We start from the raw sequence: 19,195 nt of genomic DNA, 5'->3' as shown, positions 1-19,195 counted from the left end.
AGAACGGTACACTGGGAAGGAGTGGCTGTATGAAAAAGGCTTGGTGGAAGGAAGCCGTAGTTTACCAAATTTACCCCCGCAGTTTTAAAGATTCAAATGGCGACGGAATCGGGGATATTCAAGGAATCAGAACCAAGCTTTCTTACATAAAAGAGCTGGGCGCTGACGTCATATGGATTTGCCCGCTGTATGATTCACCGAATGCCGATAATGGCTATGATATCAGGGATTATCAAAACATATTAAGCGAGTTTGGCACGATGGAAGATTTTGATGAGCTGCTTGGTGACATTCATGATCTGGATATGAAGCTGATTATGGATCTCGTTGTGAACCACACAAGCGACGAACATCCATGGTTCATAGAATCCCGTTCATCCATACACTCGGAAAAGCGCGACTGGTATATTTGGAAAGACGGCAAAAACGGAAAAACGCCCAACAATTGGGAAAGCATTTTCGGCGGGCCGGCTTGGGAGTATGATCAAAAGACAAGCCAGTATTATCTGCACCTTTTTGATAAAAAACAGCCTGATTTGAATTGGGAAAATGAAAAGGTGAGGAATGCCGTTTATGACATGATCAATTGGTGGCTTGATAAAGGAATTGACGGATTTCGGGTGGATGCCATTACGCATATTAAGAAAAAAGAAGGGTTTCCTGACATGCCGAATCCAAAGGGACTGGACTATGTCCCTTCCTTTCCTTATCATATGAATGCTGACGGCATTATGGATTTGTTAACAGAGCTGAAGGAAAACACATTTTCCCGCTATCCGATTATGACAGTTGGTGAAGCAAACGGCGTCGCTGCAAAAGAAGCAGCTGATTGGGCTGGAGAAAAAAACGGCATATTCAGCATGATTTTTCAATTTGAGCATCTCGGCCTGTGGGATGTAGAGATCAATGAAAGTATTGATATCGTTGCATTTAAACGAATTTTAACTGACTGGCAGGACAGTCTGGAAGGGATCGGCTGGAATGCTTTGTTTATGGAGAATCACGACCAGCCCCGTTCAGTTTCTGTGTGGGGAGACGACGGAGTGTACCTGAAAGAAAGTGCAAAAGCGCTTTCCGCTGTTTATTTTCTCATGAAAGGCACACCGTTTATTTATCAGGGACAGGAACTCGGGATGACGAACGTGGCTTTTCCATCTATTGAGGACTATGATGATGTCGCATTGAAACGCCTGTATGAAACAAAAACAGCGAAAGGCACATCACACGAGGATGTGATGAAGATTGTCTGGAAAAAGGGAAGAGACAATTCGCGAACGCCGATGCAATGGAATGCTGGTCCATACGCCGGATTTTCTGAGGCCAAACCGTGGATCGGAATCAATGAGAATTACAAATGGCTGAATGCCGAGGCGCAAAAAAACGATAAAACATCCGTTTACCATTTTTACAAAAGCTTGATCAAGCTGCGCCAAACATATGATGTTTTTATTAACGGGACATACGAGCTCATTTTACCGGAAGATCAGCAAATCTTTGCATATCTTCGGAAAAACGAGAGCCATACTGCACTGATTGCGGCCAATCTGACAGGAACACCGGCGTTGTTCAGGCACTCTGGATTGCCATTGTCATCAGATGCACTCGTCTTGTCAAATATTGAAACAGAGCCGCACAAGCATATGACATCAGTACTCTTAAAGCCGTATGAAGCAAGAATATATCTATGGTGCTAAACTCCAGCCTTAGACTGGAGTTTTTTTGTTTTATCGGGTTTATGAGAGCGGTTTAACAGGAAAAAAAAGAACACAGAACGAATTAAGCGATGAGAGCGGACAAACGAAAGGAGAAACAAATGCTGAAAACACTGCAAATCAAAACAACCAAACGAGATGAAATGATAGATATCACCCGGGAGGTGGAAGCGTTTCTTCAAGAAACAGGTATAACGAGCGGCGCAGCGCTGATTTACTGTCCGCATACGACTGCGGGCATTACAATTAATGAAAATGCCGATCCGGACGTCAAAAAAGATATGCTCAGAAGGTTTGATGAGGTATATCCGTGGGAACATGAGCTGGACCGCCATATGGAGGGCAATACAGCTGCACACATGAAGTCGAGTACGGTCGGAGCTTCACAGCATGTCATTGTGGAAAACGGCCGGCTTATTCTTGGAACGTGGCAGGGCATTTATTTCTGCGAATTTGACGGGCCTCGCACCCGGACATGCTATATCAAAATGATGGGATAATAGGCTGTTTTTTATGACAAAAGCATGATCGCTGAACAAGCGCCGATAGCCGGAGGGCTTGTCACACCCGCCCACGCTGCGGCTTTATCGAATGAAGGCGTGCTTGGCATTCGTCCATATGCGAAATAAAAAGCGAGGGAAAGAGACACGCGCCTCACCCTTTGTTTTCCGGAAAGCCTGCATGAGGGATAGTTAATCAATGGATGTAAACGTACCGAGCTTTGCCGAACGTAACTTGATAAACTGAGGTGACAGATATGAACATTCTTCAATATTCTTATAAAAAAAGAGGGAAAATTGAGTTTGTATTTGAAGGCTGGCCTCACTCAAAAGTTACAATGGTTCCTATCAAAGGCTACTATTTTGTCCGCTTTATCAAATGGAGCAGCCAGGATCCAATCGTGACAAGAAATGACCTTGAAAAAATGGAGTGGGCTGCGAACCAATATTTTGGCACAGCCCCCTTCTATCGAAAACGAAAGGCATTTGAAACCCCATCGTCCGGAAAATAGGCGATGGGGCTTTTTAGCGGACGATGCGGAAAAGAGACGGAACATCCAGTCTGGTCGCCTGAGACAGAAGGTAGGCTGACTGTAAGGCTCCTTTTTTCCTAAAAGAATTCAGCTTATCAATAATTTGCTTTCCGTTTAAGATTCCAAGACCATGGGCAAAATATTTATCTTCCCCCAGTAGTATCACATTTTCGCCTCTCCATTGCGCCTTTTGCGGATCAAATTCAGGATTCTTAAAATACAAACAATCTCCAAGGAAAAAGTGGTGTCCTGTTTCCGTATATATCGGCAATTTCTCATAATGCCAGTCATATAAAATAATTCTGTCAAAGCTGGCATTGAATTTATCTTCTCCGATTGTATCGATTAAGGCCAAGTAATAAATGATAACGATTGCGGTTGCGCATTCAAACGCATAAAACGGGCCGTTCTCTGCAATGTCCCGAATCGCTTTTGAAGGCGGCATTCTGTATTTCAGCTCCAAGGCGCCCTCCGGTGAAACCCTCCAATACGTTGTATTCCCGTATGTTTTTAAAAAAGTGGCAAACTTCGCCCCGCTTTTGTGCAGCGTCTTTGCCGCTGCTACAATATTCATCCGCAGTTTAAGCTCAAACATCAGTTCAGCAATTGAATGATAATCAAACTGAACAGGCGTCTCAATCATCTCTTTTAAGAGCGGATTCAGATCTTGATCAATCTGCCAATTTTCAATATCCTGGGGACGGAGCAATTGTCCTGATACAATAATCATGTTTAGCCCCCCTTGTTTTTTATAAGATATGCAAAGAGCTTGGGCAATGAAAGTTAAAAAGGCAGAAGACAGCCAAAAAGAACTTCTTCCATTTTTTATTTTAAAACTTTTTTAAGCAGCCGATATATACTGTATCAAACCTGAAGGAGCAAGTGACATGAAGACTTTTATCAATTGGCTGAAGAAACCGTCTATTTCAAAGAAATTAATCGTCTCATTTATTGCGATTCTCATTATCCCTATTCTTATATTAGAATTTAGCTCTTACCGAAGCGCCAGCGGAAAGCTGGATCAGGAAATTATGGGAAATGCGAAAAACAGTGTCGATACATTTAATACAACTGTTACAAATGATCTGGGAGAAAAAGCGAAAGCAGTCACCTTTTTCAGTGAATCTCTTAAAAGATCCGCATTCAAAGGGAAATCAAATCAAGAAGAGATCAAAGCTAAATTTTCACAATATGTATCTATTAATCAAGGAGTAGCCAGAATTTATGGGGGCGCAGATAACGGCACTTATGTACAAGCGCCAAAAGAAAAATTGCCGGAAGGATACGACCCGAGACAACGGCCTTGGTACCAGGATGCGATGAAGGCCGGCGGTGAAATTGTCGTGACAGATCCTTACGTGGCTGCGAGTGACGGAAGCATGGTCATTACCATTGCACAGGAGCTGAAGGACGGATCTGGCGTTGTCGCCATGGATATTACCATTGATAAATTGTTAGAACAAATGAAACAAATCAAGGTCGGAAAAGAAGGTTATGCTTTCATTGCAACAAAAAACAAAACCTATGTCGCCCACAAGAACCATAAGGCTGGAGAAAAGCTTTCAGGCGACTGGGTAGCCAAAATGTATGCGAATGACAGCGGTGAACTCCAGTATACTCTTAATAACGAAGATAAAAAGATGACCTATACTACAAACGAACTGACTGGTTGGAAAATAGCCGGCACAATGTATATGGATGAAATTAAGGATGCCTCAAAGTCTGTGCTGACAACAGGAATGATTGTGCTGATTGCTTCCATTGTGGCAGGCGGAATTTTAATTCTGTTTATCGTTCGTTCGATTACAAAACCGTTAAAACGTCTTGTTCAATCATCGAAAACGATCAGCAGGGGGGATCTGACCGAAACGATCGAAATCCATTCAAAGGATGAGCTTGGAGAGCTTGGGGAAAGCTTCAATGAAATGGGACAATCTCTCCGCTCTCTGATCAGCGCTATTCAGGACTCGGTGAACAATGTGGCCGCATCTTCCGAACAGCTTACCGCATCTGCCGGGCAGACGAGTAAAGCCACCGAGCATATTACGATGGCGATTGAGCAGTTCTCAAACGGAAACGAGGAGCAAAGCGAAAAGGTTGAATCCAGCTCTCATCAGCTGAACTTAATGAATGAAGGACTCCAGCAAGTCTCACAAACATCGTCAGATATTACAAAGGCATCTATCCAATCAACGGAAATCGCCGGAACGGGTGAGAAGTTTGTGCAGCAGACAGTCGGACAAATGAACTCGATTAATCAATCTGTTCAGCAGGCTGAAGCTGTTGTCAAAGGCTTAGAAGGAAAATCAAAAGACATCACAAGCATTTTGAGAGTCATCAACGGAATCGCTGACCAAACAAATCTGCTTGCACTAAATGCAGCCATTGAAGCGGCGCGTGCCGGAGAGTCAGGACGCGGCTTCTCTGTCGTAGCGGAGGAGGTGCGCAAGCTGGCTGTCCAATCAGCCGATTCAGCGAAAGAAATCGAAAAGCTGATCCAAGAAATCGTCGCAGAAATCGACACCTCTCTTCACATGTTTAAAGAGGTCAATCAGGAAGTACAGTCCGGACTTGTTGTCACAGACAATACAAAAGAAAGCTTCCAGAGCATTTTCAGCATGACAAACGAAATCGCGGGCAAGCTGCAGACGATGAATTCCACCGTCGAGCAGCTGTCAGACCGTTCACAGCATGTTTCAGCAGCAGTCAGCGGCATTGCAGACGTGTCGAAAGAAAGCTCGGCAAGCATCCAGGACATTGCCGCATCAGCTGAAGAACAGCTTGCTTCCATGGAAGAAATCAGTTCCTCAGCGACGACTCTTGCGCAGATGGCAGAAGAGCTTCGCGATCTGACGAAACAATTTAAAATCGAGTAAAAACCGAAAAACAGCGCTATCAAAGCGCTGTTTTTTTATATGGTAAACAATAATAAAGTCCTAGTTTAACAGGTGAATTTAGAACTATTTTTCATTTTTTCCTCCATTTTCAATGTAATTTAAAGGAAGATCCGCCGATATAATTTGTAAATTATTGAAAGAAGGTTCAAAAGGAAATGAAAAAAACACTCACCACTATTCGCAGATCATCAATTGCAAGGAGACTTATTATTTCTTTCCTGCTGATCTTAATTGTTCCGATAACCGCCCTTTCGGTTAGCGCTTATCAATCAGCAGTTGCCTCACTTGATGTACAGATGACGCAAAGCGCAAAGGAAAATGTTCAGATATTAGATCACATCATTGATGATAAAATCAGCACTACTGAAAAAAGCCTCGCATATTTCAGCGATTGGGCTACAGCAGAAAAATTTCAGGATAAAAAGAAAACAGAGCTGAAACAGGAATTTAAACAATTTATCCAAATGAATGATAATGTCGCTGCGGTATTTTCAAGCGGCAAAGACGGGGACTTCACACGTTATCCGTACGCTGACATGCCAAGCGACTTTAATGCTTTGGAACGAGATTGGTACAAAGAAGCAATGGCCAATAAAGGCAAAACAATTGTCACTGAGCCTTATGAATCGATTTCATCAGGAAAAATGGTCGTCACCATCGCCCGTCAAACGGTGGATGGGTCAGGCGTTGTCGCCATTGATATGAAAATTGATGACTTAGTCACTACCGCGAAAGGAATCAATATCGGAAAAGAAGGCTATGCTTTTATTTTGAGCCAAAACAAGAAAGTCATCGCCTACTCCGGAGAAAAAGCGGGAACAGAGCTAAAAGGGGACTGGGTTGATAAGCTCTACAAGGATAAAAGCGGGGACTTTGAATATACGTACAAAGGCAAAAAGAAAAAAATGGCATTTGCAACAAGCGAAACAACAGGCTGGAAAATTAGCGGCACGATGTATGCAAACGAGATTCACGATGCTGCAAGCAGGGTTCTGATCATGGCTTCAATCGTTCTGGCAATTGCCATCGCAGCTGGAATGACGGCGATTTATTTTGTGATTCGATCCATCACAAAGCCATTGAGACGCATTGTCGCATCCGCTGAAAAAATTAGTGAAGGCGATCTAACCGAAACGATTGAAATCAATTCAAAAGATGAACTCGGTGTTCTGAGCGAGAGCTTCAATCATATGGCACACTCGCTTCGCTCGCTCATTCACGGGATCAAAGACTCAGTAGAACACGTTGCCTCATCGTCTGAAGAGCTGACTGCATCGGCAGACCAGACAAGCAGAGCCACTGAGCACATTACGATGGCTATCGAGCAATTTTCAAACGGCAGTGAGAGCCAAAGCGAGAAAATAGAAACGACAACCGAACAAATTAATGAAATGAATGACGGATTGGCAGAGCTGGCGCGGGCTGCAGCAGTGATTACAGAAACATCCGCAGATTCAACAGAAGTGTCAAGTAAAGGGGAGACACTCGTCCAGAAAACAGCCGGTCAAATGAACACAATTGACCATTCCGTAAAAGCAGCGGAACAAGTGGTGAAAGGGCTGGAGATCAAATCAAAGGATATCACAAATATTTTGCGTGTCATCAACGGTATTGCGGATCAAACCAATCTTTTGGCTTTAAATGCTGCCATTGAAGCGGCCAGAGCGGGTGAATACGGCCGTGGCTTTTCAGTCGTCGCTGAGGAAGTGAGAAAGCTCGCGGTACAGTCGGCTGACTCGGCAAAAGAAATTGAATCGCTGATCAGTGAAATCGTAAAGGAAATTCACACATCACTGAACGTGCTTCAGTCCGTAAACAAAGAAGTTGAAACAGGGCTTGTCATGACGGATGAAACTAAACAGAGCTTCAAACATATATCTCAAATGACCAATCAAATTGCTTCCGAGCTGCAAAACATGAATGCGACGGTTGAGGAGCTGTCAGCGGGAGCTCAAGAAATTTCCGCAGCTTCAAATGATATCACAGCAATTTCTAAGGAAAGCTCGGATGGCATCCAAGATATCGCCGCTTCAGCTGAGGAACAGCTGGCATCCATGGAGGAGATTAGTTCATCTGCACTGACGCTTGAAAGAATGTCTGAAGAACTCCGTGATCTGACAAAACAATTTAAAGTAGATAAATAATAGGTCTAAAATACTATTTATTTATGGGAAATTAGTTACTTTTGTTAAATTTCTTCTTTTTTGCTGTATATATTTACCCATTTCCAGCCGATATGAAGGGTAGCATAAAAAAGGAGAAATGAATGATGAAAAAAATACTCCAACTCATAAAACAAAGATCAATTACACGGAAGCTTCTCGTTTCCTTTCTGTCGATCCTCATCATACCGGTTGTCATATTGGCGATCTTTGCGTATCAATCGGCTAGCAGCTCACTCGACAGACAGATGATGGGGAGCGCATTGGAAAATGTACAGCAATTAAACGAAATCATTAACACCAGCATCGGCGAAAAAGAAAACAGTGCTGATTATTTCAGCGAATGGCTGACAAAAGAGAAATACAATGCAAAAAGCAATGCAAGCATTGCAGAGAAATTCTCACAATATATCAGCCTTAACAAGGATGTAGAATCCATTTATACAAGCGACACAAAAGGACACTTTACCCGTTATCCGGATCTTCCGATGCCAAGCGGCTATAATCCGGTTGAACGCGACTGGTACAAAAAAGCGGTTGCAAATAAAGGGAAAGTCGTGATCACAGACCCTTATAAAACCGCGTCGACAAATACGATGGTTGTGACAATCGCCCAGCAGACAAAAGATGGTTCAGGCGTTATTGCAATCAACATGACGATTGAAAATCTGCTGAAAACAACCAAAAAAGTCAACATCGGCACACAAGGCTACGCATTTATCATGACGAAGGACAAAAAAGTTGTCGCACACCCGAATGAAAAATCAGGAACTGAATTAAAAGGCGACTGGCTCGATAAGATGCTGAACGCTGATAAAGGCGATTTTCAATACACCATGGATGGCGATAAGAAAAAAATGGCCTTTGACACAAACAAGTTGACGGGATGGAAGATCGGCGGCACCATGTATTTGGATGAAATCCATGAGGCAGCCCAGCCTGTCCTTCACCTTGCTTTAATTGTCTTGGCCGCAGCTATTATCATAGGGATTATCGTCATGACATTGATCATTCGGTCGATTACAACACCGCTGAAACAGCTTGTCGGTTCCTCTAAGCGGATCAGCGAGGGAGATTTGACGGAAACCATTGATATCCGTTCAAAAGATGAATTGGGCGAGCTCGGCAAAAGCTTTAACAATATGGCGTCGTCACTTCGTTCTCTCATACACGCCATCCAGGATTCCGTAGATAATGTTGCCGCTTCCTCTGAGGAGCTCACTGCATCAGCTGCGCAAACGAGCAAGGCAACAGAGCACATTACATTGGCGATTGAACAATTTTCTAACGGCAATGAAAAACAAAACGAAAACATTGAAACGGCAGCAGAGCACATATATCAAATGAATGACGGGTTGACGAATATGGCTCAAGCTTCTGAAGTGATCACTGATTCATCTGTTCAATCGACAGAAATTGCAAGTGAAGGCGGCAAGCTTGTTCATCAAACCGTCGGCCAAATGAATGTCATTGACAAGTCCGTTAAAGAAGCGGAGCAAGTCGTACGCGGATTGGAAACGAAATCGAAAGATATTACAAACATTTTGCGTGTGATCAACGGCATCGCAGACCAGACGAACCTGCTTGCCTTAAACGCAGCAATTGAAGCAGCGCGCGCAGGCGAGTACGGCCGCGGCTTCTCCGTTGTAGCGGAAGAAGTAAGAAAACTGGCAGTACAGTCAGCAGATTCAGCAAAAGAGATTGAAGGATTAATCATCGAAATTGTGAAGGAAATCAATACATCACTCGGCATGTTCCAATCTGTCAATCAAGAGGTGCAGACAGGACTTGACATCACAGATAAAACAGAAATGAGCTTCAAACGCATTTCTGAAATGACGAACCAAATCGCCGGCGAACTGCAAAATATGAGTGCGACGGTTCAGCAGCTTTCTGCCAGCTCCGAAGAAGTTTCGGGAGCGTCTGAGCACATTGCATCGATTTCAAAAGAAAGCTCAGCGCATATACAAGATATCGCGGCGTCAGCTGAAGAGCAGCTAGCTTCCATGGAAGAAATCAGCTCGTCTGCAGAGACCCTTTCCTCTATGGCGGAAGAGCTTCGGGATATGACCAAACGATTCAAAATTGAATAATAAGCCTTAACACCCAAGCTTTTGCGCTTGGGTGTTTTTTTTAGTTTTTTTATTAAACCTTTTATCCTAGTTTGACGATATTAGATTTATCTTAAAGGAGGAGTCAACGAGAATGGGAAAATTCATACAATGGATCAAACAGCCATCGATCAGCAAACCGCTAATCGCTGCGTTTCTGGCAGTGCTTATTTTGCCGGTTGGGGTTTTAGCATATTTCAGTTATCAATCAGCTTGGAACGCGTTAGACAGAGAGCTCATAAGCAGTGCGAAGGGAAATGTTGAAGAACTAAACAGTACGCTGCAAAATAAATTAGAAGATAAAGTAAAAGCAATAGATTATTATAGTGAGACAGTTGATAAAGACATATTGTTAGGCAAAAACAAAACATTACTGAAAGAGAAATTTAAGCAGTACACGACACTTAACGACGATGTAGGCGCAATCTATGCTGCCTCAGAAGATAAGAAGCTTTATAAATATCCGGATAGCGGTGTTCCGAAAGGTTTCGATCCGACAGGACGTGACTGGTACAAACAGGCGGTTGCGGAAAAAGGACAGGCTGTTTTCTCAGAACCGTATACCGATGAAGCGACAGGAGATATCGTTGTCACAATTTCAAAACAATTAAAAGACGGTTCAGGGGTTATAGCGCTGGATTTAAACCTGGATGAAGTGCTTACTGCATCAAAAAGAATCAAAATCGGTAAAGAAGGCTTTGCATTTATTACGACAGGCAACAAAAAATATATCGCCCATCCGACCATTAAGCCGGGGACAACCGGTTCCGGCGATTGGACAAACCAAGTATATTCCAAAAAAGAAGGCTCATTTGAATATACATTCGAAGGCAAAGAAAAGAAAATGGCCTTTACGACAAATAAACTGACTGGCTGGAAAATCGCGGGCACATATTTTGTCAGTGAATTGCAAGATGCTTCAAGCCCGGTGCTGAACACTGCGGTTATCATTCTATGCGTGTCAATAGTAATCGGCGGCATACTCATACTCTATATTATCCGTGCCATCACCAAGCCGTTAAGAAAACTTGTCTCAACGTCTGCAAAAATCAGCAGCGGAGATCTCACAGAAGTCATTGACATTCACTCGAAAAACGAGTTTGGCCAGCTTGGCGAAAGCTTTAATGAAATGTCTGCATCATTGCGTTCTGTAATCGGCGTTATTCAAACGTCTGTAGAAAACGTCGCTTCATCTTCTGAGGAGCTGACAGCAAGCGCAGCCCAAACAAGCAAGGCAACTGAACATATTACACTTGCCATCGAACAGTTCTCAGATGGCAACGAGGCACAAAGCGAGAAACTGGAAACAAGCTCAAATCATCTTTCTCAAATGAACGAGGGGATTTCAAAAGTGGCTCAGGCCTCTTCAACCATTACGAAATCATCGATTCAGTCCTCTGAGGCAGCGGGCAGCGGAGAAAAGCTGGTGGAGCATACAGTCGGCCAGATGAAAACAATTGACCAATCCGTTCAAAAAGCGGAAGCTGTTGTGAAGGGCCTTGAAACAAAATCGCAAGACATCACAAGCATCTTGAATGTGATTAACGGCATTGCTGATCAAACCAACCTGCTTGCATTAAATGCTGCGATTGAGGCGGCAAGAGCGGGAGAATACGGAAGAGGTTTCTCAGTAGTTGCGGAAGAGGTTAGAAAACTTGCTGTACAATCAGCAGACTCCGCCAAGGAAATTGAAGGATTAATTCAAGAGATTGTCAGGGAAATCAGCACCTCACTTACAATGTTCCAATCCGTGAATCATGAAGTGAAAGAAGGCTTGCAGATTACGGATCAAACAGCGGAAAGCTTTAAACAAATCTATGAGATGACAACCCAAATTTCCGGCGAATTGCAAAACTTGAACGCGACGGTTGAACAACTGTCAGCCGGATCACAGGAAGTGTCAAGTGCTGTTGAAGATATTTCTGCAGTGGCGAAAGAAAGCTCAGCAGGCATTCAGGATATCGCAGCTTCGGCGGAAGAACAGCTTGCTTCCATGGAAGAAATCAGCTCTTCAGCGGAAACGTTGGCAAACATGGCGGAAGAACTTCAGGACATTACGAAGAAATTTAAAATAGAATCATAATGAAACGAGAAAGCGGCATATCTGCTGCTTTCTTTTTTTGTTAAAAAGCAAAAATAAACAAAAAAGATTCAAAAACAAACAGAAATCATATATAATGAAAACGGATACAAATAAAAGGGTATGGAGGAATATCAAATATGGTGAAACATATATGGGATTCAGAGCGAGCTGCACAGCTACCTAAAGGTGTAGAGGAATTGGTGTACAGGTCCAATCTGATCGGGTCAGACCGCACTGTCTGCAACTGGGGCGGGGGGAATACATCTATGAAAACAACGGAAAAGGATTTTAGAGGCCGTGAAATAGAAGTCATGTGGGTAAAAGGAAGCGGTTCGGATTTGGCAACAATGAAAGCGCATAACTTTTCCGGTTTGAAATTAGATGATATCCGCCCGCTGATTAAAAGGGACCAAATGCCCGATGAAGAAATGGTAGACTACCTGTCTCATTGTATGATAGACAGCAAACATCCCCGCCCTTCAATTGAAACGCTATTACACGCTTTTCTGCCATACAAACATGTTGACCATACCCATCCAGATGCGATTATCAGCATATGCTGTGCGGATAATGGAAAACAAATCGCTGAAGACATTTACGGAAATCGGTTTGTATGGGTGCCATACGTCCGTCCTGGATTTACTTTGTCTAAAATGATCGCTGAAGGCGTAGCAAACAATCCCCACGCCGAGCTTGTATTAATGGAGAAACACGGCTTAGTCACTTGGGGAGAGACGTCTGAAACATGTTATCAAAAAACGATATCCATCATTCAAGAAGCCGAGCAGTATATTAACGATCGTATCAATCAGCATGAGGTATTCGGAGGCAAAAGGTATCAGCCTCTGCCGGAGGATAAAAGAAAACAAATCTTGGCAGGCATCATGCCTGTGATCAGAGGAGCAGTAAGTGAAGAAAAGAAAATGATCCTTTCCTATGATGATCATGACGATGTCTTGGAATTTGTAAACAGTGTCCAAGCGCCAGCACTTTCGCAAATCGGTGCGGCATGCCCGGATCACCTTGTTCACACAAAACGGGTTCCGCTGTACATTGATTGGAATCCGGAAACTCAAGATGTGCACAAGCTTGCGGATCTGATCAAGTCAGGAGTCGAGACCTTTACATCAGAGTATCAGGCTTACTTTACACGCAATCAGCAGGATGGGGATCAAATCTTTGAATCCGCCCCGCGGGTGATATTGATTCCTGGAATCGGAATGGTGAATACAGGAAAAAGTTATGCGATGTCTAAAGTAAGCGGGGCTTTATATCGGAGGGCCATCGCCGTAATGAAAGGAGCAACCGCTCTGGGGCAATTTGTTTCTTTACATGAAAATGAGTCCTACCATGTCGAATATTGGCCGCTCGAACTATATAAACTCACGCTGGCCCCGCCGGAAGCAGAATTTTCCCGAAAAGTAGCGCTGATAACTGGAGGAGCCGGCGGAATCGGCAGTGCGGCATGCCGCCGATTTGCAGCTGAGGGAGGGCACGTGATCGTAGCTGATCTGAATATAGAAGGCGCACAGAAAATTGCCGGGGAAATAAACGATGCATACGGAAAAGGACGGGCAATGGCTGTCAAAATGGATGTGACAAAGGAGGAAGACGTACAGTCAGCTTTTGAACGAGCGGCGCTTGCTTACGGCGGCATTGATATCGTCGTCAATAATGCCGGGCTGGCCACATCAAGCCCATTTGACGAAACAAGTCTAAAAGAATGGAATCTTAATATGAATGTTTTAGGAACAGGCTATTTCCTTGTAGCCCGTGAAGCGTTTAAACAGATGAAACATCAAAATAGAGGCGGAAGCATGGTATTTGTCGGATCGAAAAATTCAGTTTATGCGGGAAAAAACGCCTCTGCCTACAGCTCTGTTAAGGCGCTTGAAACCCATTTAGCAAGATGCATCGCAGCAGAAGGCGGAGAATTCGGCATTAGGGTCAACTCCGTTTTGCCTGATGCAGTTCTTCAAGGATCGGCAATCTGGGGTTCAAGCTGGCGTGAGGAACGAGCCGCGGCGTACGGGATTGAACCGGATCAGCTGGAGGAACATTACCGGAAACGGACAGCATTGCTCGTCAATATTTACCCGGAGGATATTGCCGAAGCCATTGCATTCTTCGCTTCTTCCAAAGCCGAAAAAACAACGGGCTGCATGATCACGGTAGACGGCGGCGTCCCTGCTGCTTTTACGCGTTAGATATATGCTATGATAAAAATATAAGACGGACTACGATATGAGGAAGGGCGTTACCGATGCTAGTAGCAGAACGGCAGCAAAAAATAGTGGAAATAGTAAATATGCGTTCAAGCATCCGCGTTTCCGAATTAAGTGACATTTTTTCAGTCACAGAGGAAACCATTCGGCGTGATCTTGAAAAGCTTGAAAAAGAACATAAACTGAGCCGGAGCCACGGAGGAGCGGTCAGTATTCAGCAGAAGGAATCAGAAATTCATTTTTCTGAACGGGAAATCACGAATGTCATCGAAAAAAAAGCCATCGCTCACGAAGCGGCCAAATATGTAAAAAGCGGAGACCGAATCATTCTCGATGCAAGCACAACCGCTTGGTACATGGCAAAAATACTCCCTGACATTGAGCTCACCGTGATTACAAACTCAATGAAAGCAGCTATTGAACTCAGCAATAAAGAAAACATATCAGTCATTTCAACAGGCGGCATTTTGCTGGAAAAATCATTATCATTTGCCGGCCCGTTAGCAGAGCGTTCACTTGAGACCTATCATGTCAATAAAACCTTTCTGTCATGTAAGGGATTTGACGTACACAACGGGATGAGTGATTCAAATGAGTGGCAGGCGCTGCTCAAAAAACGGATGATCGAAAGGTCGGACCAGACCATTTTGATGGCCGATTCAAGCAAATGGGGGAACCGCGAGTTTTCACATATCGCCTCGCTGCAAGATGTCAGCCGCCTTATTACGGATTCTGGACTTGATCCGGCATCGGTAAAAGCTCTTGAGGACAAAAAGGTGAAGGTGACAGCTGTTCCTCTTTCGAAGAGAGGGTGAAAGGATGATTTATACTGCCATTGATGTAGGCGCATCAAGCGGGAGAATCATGGTAGGTGAACTGAATGAAGGGAAGCTTGACATACAAGAGATTCACAGGTTCGCTAACGGTTTCAGTCAAAGAGACGGGCATTGCTTATGGGATATTGATCATTTGCTAAAACAAATCCTGCAAGGACTGCAAAAAGTAAAGACGCTTGGGTATGAACACTGCACCGTAGGCATTGATACATGGGCAGTCGATTATGTCTTACTGGACGAAAAAGGCGATCGGTTGCGGGAAGCAATCTCCTACCGTGATAGAAGAACAGATCACACAATAGACAAACTGGAACATACCCTCTCAAAAGCCGCAATTTATCAAAAAACAGGAATACAATTTCAGCCTTTCAACACGATCTATCAATTGTTTGAAGAAGACCGTGAGCTGCTGAAAAAGACAGACAAAATTATGATGATTCCTGATTATTTAGGCTATTGTTTAACCGGAAAAGCTGTAACGGAAATCACAAACGTGTCCACAACACAGCTTTTAAACGTCTCAACGGGAAATCTTGATCCTGAATTGCTTGAAGCCGTGTCTGTTCTGGAACAGCAATTTGCGCCGCTCACTGAACCGGGGTGTGAACTCGGGAAGCTAAGAAATGAGTGGTTCCCGGATTATGATCTCCCGGCGTGCAAGGTGATGACAGTCGCAACACATGATACGGCCTCGGCCGTCATTGCGGCGCCAGGCGTAAATGATGGCTGGGCGTATATCAGCAGCGGAACATGGTCGTTAATCGGGGTTGAAAACAAAACACCGATAATAACTGATCTTGCTTTAGAAAACAACTATACAAATGAACGCGGCGCAAACAACACCATTCGCTTTCTCAAAAACATTATCGGCATGTGGGTGATACAAGAAGTCAAACAGCAGCTACAAGCAGATTATTCTTTTCAGCAGCTTGCAGAAGAAGCCAAAAAAACAGAACCATTCCAGCAATTTATAAACTTAAATGATAAACGTTTCCTGAATCCAGAAAACATGATAAAGGAAATACAACATTATTGCAGACAAACCCGCCAAAAGATTCCCCGTACTGCAGGCGAACTTGCCTGCTGCATCTACAGCAATTTAGCCATCATCTATGCGATAGCCATCAAAGAGCTCGAAACAATCACAGAAAAACCGATCGAGCAATTTCATATCATCGGCGGCGGAGCCCGGAATGATTTCTTAAATCAATTAACGGCAGACATGAGTGGAAAAGCGGTATATGCAGGGCCGATAGAGGCAACTGCCACCGGAAATCTTTTGATGCAAATGATTGCTGCCAAAGAAGTCAAAGACATAAAAGAAGCCCGGCAAGTCGTCAGAAATTCCTTTCCGATCAAAGTGTTTACACCTAAAGACATTGATAGAAGCACGATCATTCAGTCATTTCAGCAAACTGTTTTGAAAGCGCTATCTAAATGATGAAGAGGTGAAAAGGTTTGAAAAGAAAAGCCAGTATCATGTTTGTCCATCAAGACAAGTACGAAGAATACAAACAGCGGCATGATGACATTTGGCCTGAGATGGCAGAAGCACTCAAAGCTCATGGAGCACACCATTATTCCATTTTTCTAGACGAGGAAACAGGCAGGCTTTTTGCATATTTAGAAATAGAGGATGAAGAGAAATGGAGAAAGATGGCGGACACGGAAGTTTGCCAAAGATGGTGGAAATCGATGGCGCCATTAATGAAAACAAATTCGGATTTCAGTCCTGTTGCGATAGATCTAAAGGAAGTTTTTTATTTGGATTGAAAAACTGATAAAGGGAGAGAGCCGTATGACCATAAAAGCCAATTATGACAGTGCAAAACAGGCATATGAAAAATGGGGAATTGATGTTGAAGAGGCGCTTCGGCAATTAGAGCAAGTGCCCATTTCGATCCACTGCTGGCAGGGTGACGACATTGAAGGCTTTGAAGTAAATAAGGGCGAGCTTTCAGGCGGAATTGACGTGACCGGCAATTATCCCGGAAAAGCGCAAACTCCTGAAGAATTAAGAAGAGATTTGGAGAAGGCTCTTTCTCTCATTCCTGGAAAGCACCGCGTAAACCTGCATGCGATATACGCAGAAACAAACAGGGAAGCGGTAGAACGTGACGAATTGAAGCCGCAGCATTTTGAAAACTGGGTGAAATGGGCAAAAAACCTTGGTCTCGGTTTAGATTTTAATCCAACCTTGTTTTCGCATGAGAAAGCGGCTGACGGACTCACCCTTTCACACCCTGATCCGGACATCAGAGAATTTTGGATCAGGCATTGCATCGCTTGCCGCCGTATCGGGGAATACTTCGGGAAAGAATTAGGAACACCTTGCTTGACGAATATTTGGATTCCCGACGGCTATAAGGATATCCCGAGTGATAGGCTGACACCGCGTAAAAGACTAAAAGAATCACTGGATCGGATCTTCTCAGAGGAGATCAGTGAACAACATAATCTTGATTCAATCGAGAGCAAGCTGTTCGGGCTTGGCTCCGAATCATATGTTGTCGGATCTCATGAATTTTATTTAGCTTATGCTTTGACGAATCATAAGCTTTGTTTACTTGATACAGGCCATTTCCATCCGACTGAGACGGTATCAAACAAGATCTCGTCCATGCTGCTTTACACAGACAAGCTTGCCTTGCACGTATCGCGGCCTGTTCGTTGGGATAGCGACCATGTAGTGGTTTTGGATGATGAATTGAGAGAAATCGCTCTTGAAATTGTACGAAATCATGCTCTTGAGAAGGTAGCCATCGGTCTGGATTTTTTCGATGCCAGCATTAACCGTGTAGCCGCCTGGACCATCGGAACGAGAAATATGATCAAAGCTTTATTGTATGCCCTGCTTCTCCCGAACGGATATTTAAAACAATTGCAGGAAGAGGGCCGCTATACAGAAAGGCTGGCCCTGATGGAGGAATTCAAAACATATCCTTTCGGAGCCATCTGGGATTCCTACTGTGAGCAAATGGGCGTTCCGGTAAAAGAGGCATGGCTTTATGACATCAAAGAATATGAGCAACAGGTGCTTTTAAAAAGGAAGGCATCTTCTCCGATTGTCTAATAAAAAATCCGCCGCGGCATTTGCACGCGGGCGGATTTTTTTAAGCTTGATCAGCAGGGTATACAATCCCCATTTGCTTTCTTGCTTCTTCCATAATTTTTGCGGTGGTCAAAGACCGTTCAAATGTATTTTCTTCAGATTCCAGCTTATTCTCTTTTATAAGCGTGACAAATTCTTCTGCTTCATAGAACATCGCCGGTTTAGGATCAGGGATCGCGATGTTTTCAAGGCGGCCGTCCCGGTAGCGGATTTCAACACGTTCAGGCCGGTGAATCGTATCGATTACAATCGTCCCGTCTTCACCCTGGATTTCAGCCGGGGCATAGGAAGTAGAGATTTTGGAATGCATCAGAACAGCTTCGAACCCGTCGTAAGACAGAATGACAGTTCCTTCTCCGTCCACTCCGGAGGATAAAGCATATCCGTTTGCTTTTACATCCTTCGGCGCGCCAAACAACACAACAGCCGGATAAATACAATAGACGCCAATATCCATTAATGACCCATTGGAAAGCTCAGGCTGAAACGCATTCAAAACAGTTCCGCTTCTGAACGCGTCATATCGTGAGGAATACTGGCAGTAGCTTGCGGTAAATCTGCGGACAGTGCCGATTTTATGCAGGTGTTTTTTCAGTTCTTTGAAATTCGGCAGGAAAGTGGTCTTCATTGCTTCCATGAGAACAACGCCGTTTGCCTTAGCCGCTGAGATCATCTCTTCTGTTTCTTTTGTATTCGAAGCAAACGGCTTCTCACAAAGCACATGCTTGCCATGGTTCATAAAGAGAACGGCTTGTTCCTTGTGAAGAGCGTTCGGGCTCGCTATGTATACGGCATCAAAGCAATCGCTCGCCGCCATTTCCTGAAGGTCTGAGAAGGCATGCGCAGCGTTGTGTTTAGCAGCAAACTCGCCAGCGCGTTCAGCCGATCTTGAATAAACAGCAGTCAGCTGAAAATCTTCGATATCCGCTGCTGACTCAAGAAAGCGGTCTGTAATCCAGTTGGTTCCTATTATTGCAAAACGTATCACTCGTATCGCTCCTTTTGCATGATATAGCTAAATTAT

At 43.9% G+C, this 19,195-nt stretch carries 15 protein-coding genes and 1 pseudogene; 14 read left to right on the top strand and 2 right to left on the bottom strand.

Translation table 11 applies throughout. From position 1 onward, the window contains the following. The first annotated feature begins 29 nt into the window (after window positions 1–29). The 4 genes from SB658_RS10815 (at window position 30) to SB658_RS10800 (ending at window position 2,724) form a co-directional block, all read left to right on the top strand. Window positions 30–1,694, top strand: a complete 1,665-nt coding sequence (locus tag SB658_RS10815) for a glycoside hydrolase family 13 protein (RefSeq protein WP_003243842.1) — start codon at window positions 30–32, stop codon at window positions 1,692–1,694. Between the two features lie 25 nt (window positions 1,695–1,719). Further along, window positions 1,720–1,854, top strand: a complete 135-nt coding sequence (locus SB658_RS10810; protein WP_003243642.1) for a hypothetical protein — start codon at window positions 1,720–1,722, stop codon at window positions 1,852–1,854. Continuing rightward, window positions 1,814–2,212: a secondary thiamine-phosphate synthase enzyme YjbQ gene (locus SB658_RS10805; RefSeq protein ID WP_003243483.1), complete on the top strand. Its 399-nt coding sequence runs from the start codon at window positions 1,814–1,816 to the stop codon at window positions 2,210–2,212. The genes SB658_RS10810 and SB658_RS10805 overlap by 41 nt, the downstream gene beginning before the upstream one ends. 257 nt (window positions 2,213–2,469) lie before the next feature. Further along, window positions 2,470–2,724: a hypothetical protein gene (locus tag SB658_RS10800; protein ID WP_003244393.1), complete on the top strand. Its 255-nt coding sequence runs from the start codon at window positions 2,470–2,472 to the stop codon at window positions 2,722–2,724. Between the two features lie 13 nt (window positions 2,725–2,737). Here SB658_RS10800 and SB658_RS10795 read toward each other — a convergent pair whose 3' ends face one another. Continuing rightward, complete coding sequence (locus SB658_RS10795) at window positions 2,738–3,475, bottom strand: protein-glutamine gamma-glutamyltransferase (RefSeq protein WP_003243977.1); 738 nt, start codon at window positions 3,473–3,475, stop codon at window positions 2,738–2,740. A 157-nt stretch (window positions 3,476–3,632) separates the two neighbouring features. Here SB658_RS10795 and mcpB point away from each other — a divergent pair, with 157 nt between their 5' ends. The 10 genes and pseudogenes from mcpB to rhaA all read left to right on the top strand — a co-directional run bounded on the left by mcpB (window position 3,633) and on the right by rhaA (window position 18,132). Further along, window positions 3,633–5,621 (top strand): methyl-accepting chemotaxis protein McpB, encoded by a 1,989-nt coding sequence (gene mcpB, locus SB658_RS10790; protein ID WP_003243461.1) that lies wholly within the window; start codon window positions 3,633–3,635, stop codon window positions 5,619–5,621. Between the two features lie 176 nt (window positions 5,622–5,797). Further along, entirely contained in the window at window positions 5,798–7,786 is a 1,989-nt protein-coding gene (gene tlpA, locus SB658_RS10785; protein WP_085185966.1) for a methyl-accepting chemotaxis protein TlpA, read from the top strand. A 122-nt stretch (window positions 7,787–7,908) separates the two neighbouring features. Continuing rightward, a pseudogene (gene mcpA, locus SB658_RS10780) lies at window positions 7,909–8,952 on the top strand (methyl-accepting chemotaxis protein); the annotation flags it as partial. Beyond that, window positions 8,947–9,897 carry a methyl-accepting chemotaxis protein gene (locus SB658_RS10775; RefSeq protein WP_369877620.1) on the top strand — a complete coding sequence of 317 codons (951 nt, stop codon included), beginning with the start codon at window positions 8,947–8,949 and terminating at the stop codon, window positions 9,895–9,897. The pseudogene mcpA and the gene SB658_RS10775, both read left to right, overlap by 6 nt. Before the next feature lie 112 nt (window positions 9,898–10,009). Further along, complete coding sequence (locus tag SB658_RS10770; RefSeq protein WP_038828460.1) at window positions 10,010–11,998, top strand: methyl-accepting chemotaxis protein; 1,989 nt, start codon at window positions 10,010–10,012, stop codon at window positions 11,996–11,998. A 137-nt stretch (window positions 11,999–12,135) separates the two neighbouring features. After that, complete coding sequence (locus tag SB658_RS10765; RefSeq protein ID WP_003244479.1) at window positions 12,136–14,205, top strand: bifunctional aldolase/short-chain dehydrogenase; 2,070 nt, start codon at window positions 12,136–12,138, stop codon at window positions 14,203–14,205. Window positions 14,206–14,261: 56 nt separating this feature from the next. Beyond that, window positions 14,262–15,038 (top strand): rhamnose catabolism operon transcriptional regulator RhaR, encoded by a 777-nt coding sequence (gene rhaR / locus SB658_RS10760; protein ID WP_009968057.1) that lies wholly within the window; start codon window positions 14,262–14,264, stop codon window positions 15,036–15,038. A 4-nt stretch (window positions 15,039–15,042) separates the two neighbouring features. Then, window positions 15,043–16,500: a rhamnulokinase gene (rhaB, locus tag SB658_RS10755; protein WP_003243094.1), complete on the top strand. Its 1,458-nt coding sequence runs from the start codon at window positions 15,043–15,045 to the stop codon at window positions 16,498–16,500. Between the two features lie 17 nt (window positions 16,501–16,517). After that, complete coding sequence (gene rhaM, locus SB658_RS10750) at window positions 16,518–16,832, top strand: L-rhamnose mutarotase (protein ID WP_003243762.1); 315 nt, start codon at window positions 16,518–16,520, stop codon at window positions 16,830–16,832. Between the two features lie 25 nt (window positions 16,833–16,857). Continuing rightward, entirely contained in the window at window positions 16,858–18,132 is a 1,275-nt protein-coding gene (gene rhaA / locus SB658_RS10745) for an L-rhamnose isomerase (RefSeq protein WP_003244294.1), read from the top strand. Between the two features lie 40 nt (window positions 18,133–18,172). On the opposite strand, the gene iolU is transcribed toward rhaA, so the two are convergent. After that, complete coding sequence (gene iolU, locus SB658_RS10740) at window positions 18,173–19,159, bottom strand: scyllo-inositol 2-dehydrogenase (RefSeq protein WP_003228926.1); 987 nt, start codon at window positions 19,157–19,159, stop codon at window positions 18,173–18,175. Window positions 19,160–19,195: the final 36 nt, after the last annotated feature.

It is taken from the genome of Bacillus sp. SIMBA_008, assembly GCF_046535495.1.
In the GTDB taxonomy this organism is placed as follows: domain Bacteria; phylum Bacillota; class Bacilli; order Bacillales; family Bacillaceae; genus Bacillus; species Bacillus subtilis.
This window is presented reverse-complemented; position numbering and strand designations above follow the sequence as displayed.